The sequence below is a fragment of the Enterobacter cloacae complex sp. IR5428 genome (assembly GCF_049238585.1).
GTDB classification, from domain to species: domain Bacteria; phylum Pseudomonadota; class Gammaproteobacteria; order Enterobacterales; family Enterobacteriaceae; genus Enterobacter; species Enterobacter intestinihominis.
Window position 1 is genome coordinate 44133 of sequence record NZ_JBMKHV010000020.1, and the last position, 7174, is coordinate 51306.

Consider the following 7174-nt stretch of genomic DNA (forward strand, 5'->3'; position numbering starts at 1 on the left):
CTGACTTTTGCCTGATTAAAAGCATTGATAATTCGCGTCGCGAAAAATAACCTAAAGACGGTAGTTAATTCGAGGGTATTTCTGACTACCCCTGACCATTTGGTCTTTTCTGTTTTTCGCCGTTTAAGGCGTTTTAATTCGTCAAAGAGGAATAATCTATGCGTACGTTCAGTGGCAAACGTAGTGCGCTGGCGCTGGCTATCGCCGGTGTGACAGCAATGTCGGGCCTGGTGGTTGCGCCAGAGGCAAAAGCAGCAGGTTTCATTGAAGATTCCACCCTTACGGGCGGTATTTATTACTGGCAACGTGAGCGTGACCGTAAAGACGTCACTGAAGATAAATACAAAACTAACCTTTCTCACTCGACCTGGAACGCCAACCTGGATTTCCAGTCGGGATATGCCGCCGATATGTTCGGGATCGATATTGCAGCGTTCACCGCAATTGAAATGGCCGAAAATGGCGACAGCGGCCATCCGAACGAAATTGCGTTCTCCTCCAGCAATAAAGCTTACGACGAAGACTGGTCCGGCGATAAAAGCGGAATCAGCCTGTATAAAGCGGCTGCAAAATTCAAATATGGCCCGGTCTGGGCGCGTGGTGGTTATATCCAGCCAACCGGTCAGACGCTGTTAGCGCCGCACTGGAGCTTTATGCCAGGTACCTATCAGGGCGCGGAAGCCGGTGCTAATTTTGACTACGGCGATGCGGGGGCGTTGAGCTTCTCCTATATGTGGACCAACGAGTACAAAGCGCCGTGGCACATTGAGATGGACAAGTTCTATCAAAACGATAAAAAAACCAAAGTTGATTATCTCCACTCGCTGGGGGCGAAGTACGACTTCAAAAACGATCTGGTGCTGGAAGCGGCTTTTGGTCAGGCTGAAGGCTATATCGATCAGTACTTTGCTAAAGCCAGCTACAAATTTGATATCGCAGGTAGCCCGCTGAGCACCAGCTATCAGTTCTACGGTACGCGCGACAAGGTCAGCGATGGCAGCGTAAATGATATTTATGACGGCACCGCGTGGTTACAGGCGCTGACCTTCGGCTACAAGGTGGGTCAGGTTGATTTGCGTCTGGAGGGTACATGGGTCAAGGCAGAAGGGCAGCAGGGCTACTTCCTGCAACGTATGACGCCAACCTACGCCTCTTCCAATGGTCGTCTGGATATCTGGTGGGATAATCGCTCTGACTTCAACGCCGACGGTGAAAAGGCAGTCTTCTTCGGCGCAATGTATGACCTGAAGAACTGGAACCTGCCTGGCTGGGCAGTGGGTGCGTCCTACGCGTACGCCTGGGACGCGAAGCCAGCGGATATGGCTACGCCAGACGCCTACTACGATCCGAACTACCGTCTGAAAGAGTCTTCATACAGTCTGGATGCGATTTATACCCTGCAGGAGGGCCGTGCGAAAGGCACGATGTTCAAACTGCACTTCACCCAGTATGACAACCACTCCGATATCCCGAGCTACGCGGGCGGTTACGGCAACATCTTCCAGGATGAGCGCGACGTGAAATTCATGGTCATTGCGCCATTTACCATCTTCTGATGAATGCTGCGGCGGGCTGTGTCCCGCCGTTATGGAGACTGAACATGATGAAAAAAAGGGTAATCGTTGCGCTGCTGGCATTCGGGCTGGTGGCGTGCGCGCAGGATCAGGCGCCGAAAGAAGACTCCCGTCTGAAAGAGGCGTATAGCGCTTGCATCAATACCGCACAAGGTTCACCTGAGAAGATTGAAGCCTGTCAAAGCGTGCTGAACGAGCTAAAAAAAGACAAAGCCCATGAGCAATTCGCCACGCAGGAAAACGTTCGCGTGATGGATTACCAGGCCTGTATTCAGGCGCGTAAAACCGGTAACGATCAGGAAGTGGCGAAGCGTTGCGATAAGATTTGGGACGAGATTCGCAATAACAATAAATAAGTTGCTGTACGCCCGGTGGCGCTGCGCTTACCGGGCTTTTTCCAGGCAAAAAAAAGCCAACCTCACGGCTGGCTCAGAGTATGAACACTGACTTATTTTGCGTCGTGCGCATGTTCATTTTCGCGGCAATCCCCTTCAGCACAGTGACCGTACAGGTACAGGCTGTGGTTGGTCAGGCGGATGCCATGACGGGCGGCGATTTCACGCTGGCGTGATTCAATGGAATCATCGCTAAATTCAATGACCTTGCCACAGTCGAGGCAGATCAGGTGATCGTGGTGGTGTTGCTGAGTCAGCTCGAACACGGATTTACCGCCTTCGAAATTATGACGAGTAACAATACCCGCGTCATCAAACTGGTTCAGCACACGATAGACGGTTGCCAGCCCAATCTCTTCACCCATATCGATAAGACGCTTATAAAGGTCTTCCGCACTGACATGGTGATTGTCTGGCCCCTGAAGCACTTCAAGTATTTTTAACCGAGGAAGCGTTACTTTCAGGCCAGCTTTCTTTAATGCGGTATTGTTGTCAGTCATGCGGAATCTGTCCTGTTGCTAAACGATTCACTTCAAAAGAAGAAGTGACAGAAAATGCACTTGGGATAATGCGTCTCATTATAGAACTGCCATGGCTAAATGAAAACTGCAAGTCTCAAGCAAAGTATGCTTATAAAAACGTGGTATCACCAACAAACTTGTTCGATGGCACCCACTTTTTACCAGGGGGATATTGTACAGGTCTGGACGAAAAAGTTAAAAGTTTGTAGCAATTAATTTAATCGGTTTTACCTGGACAACGGGCGCAACCGGAGTTGCGCCGCAGGGATATCAGGCGTTAAGGATATCGTCCAGGTTCAGCTCTTCACGAACCTGCTTAACCCATTTTTCTACACGCTCTGCGGTCAGCTCTGGCTGACGGTCTTCATCAATGGCAAGGCCAACGAAGTGATCGTCATCTGCCAGACCTTTGGAAGCTTCGAAGTGGTAACCCGCTGTTGGCCAGTGACCAACGATCGCCGCACCGCGCGGCTCAATGATGTCGCGAATAGTGCCCAGCGCATCACAGAAATACTCAGCGTAGTCTTCCTGATCGCCACAGCCAAACAGGGCAACCAGCTTGCCGTTGAAGTCGACTTCTTCCAGCGTCGGGAAGAAATCGTCCCAGTCACACTGTGCTTCACCGTAGTACCAGGTCGGGATGCCCAGCAGCAGGATGTCATAGCCCTCGAGATCTTCTTTGCTGCTCTTGGCGATGTCATGCACATCAGCAACGTCTTTACCGAGCTGTTTTTGAATGTTTTTTGCGATATTTTCAGTATTGCCGGTATCACTGCCAAAGAAAATGCCGATGATTGCCATGAGTAAAATAACCTCTTGAAACTTAATGGTATGGTGGCGCAAATTGTCCACGGATAAGGGCAATAATAGCAGAACAGGCAACCCTGCGGAAACAGCTATCACGCAGGACTGCACTCTGTGCTACATGAAAAAGGTAATATTGGGGATTTTCTGACTCACGCCTTGCCGCGTAACGTCTCAAGCTGGGCGATCAGCATCTCTTCGATCAGTTCGCTGCGGCTGATGTTGCGCGCGTCAGCTAACTCGTTAAGCGCATCGACGGCATCGGCATTCAGCTTGAGTTCGACACGCTTAAGCCCACGATTTTTATCGCGTTTAAGCTGGTTGCGTTTATTGATACGCAGCTGTTCATCGCGCGAAAGCGGATTCGTTTTCGGTCGTCCCGGTCGACGCTCATTCGCGAACAGATCTAGTGTCGTACGGTCCGTTTGTTCTTTGGCCATGATTCTGAGACTTCGGGGGAAACACGCCGCCCTGCTAATGCCCGGGCGATAAGCGCGCCATCATACATCACCCATATCCACACGCCAACGACTGGAAGCCCGTCGTCTTCCGGTCGCTGGCTTTTTAATCAATTCGCTGTATCAGTAAGATAGCGGCGAATGGCGCGCAGGACCGCATCCGGTTTTTCCGCGTGGACCCAGTGCCCGGCACCGGCGATGACGTGAGCGCGAGCCTGCGGAAATTGCGCCAGCAGCGTGTCACGGTACGCGTCAGTGACGTAAGGGGAGTTGCCGCCGCGAATAAAGAGGGTAGGGTGCGGCCAGGCGGGGACATTTTCCCACCCCACAATATGCGAATACTGATCCCACAGTACCGGGACGTTAAAGCGCCATTGTCCGTCAACAAAGGATTTCAGCAGGAACTGGACCACGCCTTCTTCATCGAGATGCTCGCGCATAACGGCTGCCGCCTGCTGGCGTGTGGAGACGCCTGACTCTGTCACGGCATTGATCGCAGCGAAAATCTCATCGTGACGGCGAACGTCGTAATTGACGGGCGCAACGTCAATGACCACCAGACCGGAAATTCGCTCAGGGGCCAGCGCTGTAAGCGCCATCACCGCTTTACCGCCCATTGAATGCCCGATGAGCGTCGCTTTCTGGATATTATTCGCATCGAGGGTGTCCCGCAGATCCTGCGCCATGGCTGCGTAGGTCATCTCCTCCGAGCGTCCTGAAAGACCGTGATTGCGCATATCAACCTGGAGGATCTCGTGATCGGTCACTAAATCGCGCGCCAGCACGCCCAGGTTATCCAGACTACCAAACAGGCCGTGAACCAGTACGATGGGAGAATTATTGTTCGGCGATTGTGCAGTTTGCGCTCGGGTATTCAATTTCATGGCAAAGTTCTTTTTTTAGGTTTGTCAGGTTAGGGTATCATGTTGACCATTCTGCCGCCCGGGGGCAAGGATCCAGTTTAATCTGACTTTTGCCGCCAACCTGGTTTGACGCTATCCGCTGTTGGGATTAGACCTTATAATCTCAACGACTTGTATTCAGATAAGATATCGCACTGGATTAAGATGAAAACAATCGAAGTTGATGACGAACTCTATCAGTATATTGCCAGCCAGACGCGGCATATTGGGGAGAGCGCGTCCGACATTTTACGGCGCATGCTTAAAATTTCCGCCGCCTCACAGCCCACTCCTGTCACTAAAGATGTTGTGTCTCAGCCGAGCGTTGTTGCACAAGTAAAACCTGCCGTCATGCCGGCAAAAGACAAAGTGCGCGCGATGCGCGAGCTGCTGCTGTCCGATGAATATGCAGAGCAGAAAAAGGCGGTTAACCGCTTTATGCTGGTGCTGTCTACACTTTACTCACTGGATAACAACGCATTTGCAGAAGCGACAGAGTCGCTGCACGGTCGCACGCGCGTTTACTTCGCAGGTGACGAGCAGACCCTGCTGCAAAATGGCAACCAAACCAAACCCAAACATGTTCCCGGTACGCCATACTGGGTGATCACCAATACCAATACGGGCCGCAAGTGCAGCATGATCGAACATATCATGCAGTCCATGCAGTTCCCGGCGGAATTGATCGAAAAGGTTTGCGGTACAATTTAACCCTTGCATCAGAAGGACCAGGCAATGGCAAATCACAGCCGTGCAGGACAACCTGCACAACAACGCGATTTGATTAACGTCGCTCAACTGACCGCGCAGTACTACGTGCTGAAGCCGGTGGTGGGCAACGCAGAACACGCAGTGAAGTTTGGTACATCTGGCCACCGCGGCAGCGCGGCGCGCCATAGCTTTAACGAACCGCACATTCTGGCCATTGCTCAGGCCATCGCGGAAGAGCGCGCCAAAAATGGCGTCACCGGTCCGTGCTATGTTGGGAAAGATACCCACGCCCTGTCTGAACCTGCCTTTATCTCCGTGCTGGAAGTACTGGCGGCAAACGGCGTAGACGTGATTGTTCAGGAGAACAACGGTTTCACGCCAACGCCTGCGGTTTCTAACGCTATTCTGGTACACAACAAAAAAGGTGGCGCGCAGGCGGACGGTATTGTGATCACCCCGTCCCACAACCCACCGGAAGATGGCGGCATCAAGTACAACCCACCTAACGGTGGCCCGGCGGATACCAACGTCACGAAAGTGGTGGAAGATCGCGCCAACGCGTTATTGGCTAACGGTCTGAACGGCGTGAAGCGCATCTCGCTGGATGAAGCCATGGCGTCCGGCCACGTGAAAGAGCAGGATCTGGTGCAGCCGTTCGTGGAAGGGCTGGCGGATATCGTCGATATGGCCGCTATCCAGAAAGCCGGTCTGAAGCTGGGCGTGGATCCGCTGGGCGGCTCCGGTATTGAATACTGGAAACGCATTGCCGAGCACTACAAGCTGGATCTGACCATCGTGAACGATCACGTCGATCAGACCTTCCGCTTTATGCACCTGGACAAAGACGGCGCGATCCGTATGGACTGCTCCTCCGAATGCGCGATGGCGGGCCTGCTGGCGCTGCGCGACAAGTTCGATCTGGCGTTTGCCAACGACCCGGACTACGACCGTCACGGTATCGTCACCCCGGCTGGGCTGATGAACCCGAACCACTACCTGGCTGTTGCGATTAACTATCTCTTCCAGCACCGTCCGCAGTGGGGCAAAGAGGTTGCGGTGGGTAAAACGCTGGTCTCTTCTGCCATGATTGACCGTGTGGTCGATGCGCTGGGCCGCAAGCTGGTGGAAGTGCCGGTGGGCTTCAAGTGGTTTGTTGATGGTCTGCACGACGGCAGCTTCGGCTTTGGTGGTGAAGAGAGCGCGGGGGCATCCTTCCTGCGCTTCGACGGCACCCCATGGTCAACCGATAAAGACGGCATCATCATGTGCCTGCTGGCGGCGGAAATCACCGCGGTTACCGGTAAGAACCCGCAGGAACATTACAATGACCTGGCAGCACGCTTTGGTGCGCCAAGCTATAACCGTATTCAGGCTGGCGCGACCTCTGCTCAGAAAGCCGCTCTGTCCAAACTCTCTCCGGAGATGGTCAGCGCAAGCACCCTGGCAGGTGACCCGATCACCGCGCGTCTGACGGCGGCACCGGGTAACGGCGCATCCATCGGCGGCCTGAAGGTGATGACCGAAAACGGCTGGTTCGCCGCGCGTCCATCCGGTACGGAAGATGCGTATAAAATCTATTGCGAAAGCTTCCTCGGCGCTGAGCACCGCCAGCAGATTGAGAAAGAAGCGGTAGAGATTGTCAGCGAAGTGCTGAAAAACGCGTAAATGGTGTCTGGTGCGGGCTGATGCCCTCACCCCGGCCCTCTCCCACAGGGCTGAGGGTTCCCCACAAATTAATGCGAGCACTGAGCAATCCCCTCGCCCCTCCGGGGAGAGGGTTAGGGTGAGGGGAACATACGGCGGTGGTGG

Annotated in this window: 8 protein-coding genes; 4 read left to right on the plus strand and 4 right to left on the minus strand. The window is 53.4% G+C overall.

Annotated features, from left to right (window positions below; genetic code table 11):
* The first annotated feature begins 158 nt into the window (after positions 1 to 158).
* On the plus strand, positions 159 to 1556 hold the full coding sequence (gene chiP, locus ACOTXC_RS20945; RefSeq protein WP_017694280.1) for a chitoporin ChiP: 1398 nt from the start codon (positions 159 to 161) through the stop codon (positions 1554 to 1556).
* A gap of 47 nt (positions 1557 to 1603) precedes the next feature.
* Positions 1604 to 1930: a ChiQ/YbfN family lipoprotein gene (gene chiQ, locus ACOTXC_RS20950; protein WP_023299602.1), complete on the plus strand. Its 327-nt coding sequence runs from the start codon at positions 1604 to 1606 to the stop codon at positions 1928 to 1930.
* Between the two features lie 92 nt (positions 1931 to 2022).
* Here the strand turns inward: chiQ and fur are convergent, their stop codons facing one another.
* The 4 genes from fur to ybfF form a co-directional block, all read right to left on the minus strand.
* Positions 2023 to 2469: a ferric iron uptake transcriptional regulator gene (fur, locus tag ACOTXC_RS20955; protein ID WP_003858655.1), complete on the minus strand. Its 447-nt coding sequence runs from the start codon at positions 2467 to 2469 to the stop codon at positions 2023 to 2025.
* Between the two features lie 291 nt (positions 2470 to 2760).
* Entirely contained in the window at positions 2761 to 3291 is a 531-nt protein-coding gene (gene fldA / locus ACOTXC_RS20960) for a flavodoxin FldA (RefSeq protein ID WP_003858653.1), read from the minus strand.
* 155 nt (positions 3292 to 3446) lie between these two features.
* Entirely contained in the window at positions 3447 to 3734 is a 288-nt protein-coding gene (ybfE, locus tag ACOTXC_RS20965) for a LexA regulated protein (protein WP_003858652.1), read from the minus strand.
* Positions 3735 to 3862: 128 nt separating this feature from the next.
* On the minus strand, positions 3863 to 4636 hold the full coding sequence (gene ybfF / locus ACOTXC_RS20970) for an esterase (protein ID WP_022647446.1): 774 nt from the start codon (positions 4634 to 4636) through the stop codon (positions 3863 to 3865).
* A 183-nt stretch (positions 4637 to 4819) separates the two neighbouring features.
* Between ybfF and seqA the strand changes: the two genes are divergently transcribed.
* Both seqA and pgm read left to right on the plus strand, forming a co-directional pair.
* Positions 4820 to 5365, plus strand: coding sequence for a replication initiation negative regulator SeqA (seqA, locus tag ACOTXC_RS20975; protein WP_003858650.1), 546 nt, complete (start codon positions 4820 to 4822; stop codon positions 5363 to 5365).
* Positions 5366 to 5389: 24 nt separating this feature from the next.
* Complete coding sequence (pgm, locus tag ACOTXC_RS20980) at positions 5390 to 7030, plus strand: phosphoglucomutase (alpha-D-glucose-1,6-bisphosphate-dependent) (protein WP_023305695.1); 1641 nt, start codon at positions 5390 to 5392, stop codon at positions 7028 to 7030.
* Positions 7031 to 7174: the final 144 nt, after the last annotated feature.